Below are 386 nucleotides of genomic sequence, written 5' to 3' on the forward strand. Positions count from 1 at the left end.
CGGTTGTCCAGGCGCGCGGCGCGCGCCGTCAGGCTGCCTTCGCTGACCAGCGCGCCGCCCTGGTTGTCCAGCACGCCGCCGAGGCTCACGCTCAGGCTGTTCTGGCTGTCGAGCCGACCGCCGTCGCCGTTGAACAGTTCGCCGCCGTCCAGGCTCAGGCCGTCGCGCCCGGCCAGCACCCCCTTGGCCTGGTTCAGCAGGCGCTGCACGGTGAGGCGCAGGCCGCTGTCGCCGATGACCTTGCCGCCGCGGTTGTCCAGTTGCTCGCGGGCGTTCACGGCGACCTTCGAGGTGCTGGAAATCTCGCCGGCGCGGTTGTCGACCTGCCGCGCCTCGATAGCGATGCCGCCATTCGCGGCGATCAGCCCGGACTGGCTGTTGTCGAG

The 386-nt window shown here is 71.5% G+C and carries 1 protein-coding gene; it reads right to left on the minus strand.

What is annotated here, in order from left to right; all coding sequences use genetic code 11:
- A partial coding sequence (locus FLP08_RS17290) for a hypothetical protein (RefSeq protein ID WP_156278167.1) occupies nucleotides 1-386 on the minus strand: 386 nt, incomplete at both ends.

Origin of the sequence: Christiangramia aestuarii (assembly GCF_009735585.1) — a bacterium.
GTDB lineage: Bacteria > Bacteroidota > Bacteroidia > Flavobacteriales > Flavobacteriaceae > Christiangramia > Christiangramia aestuarii.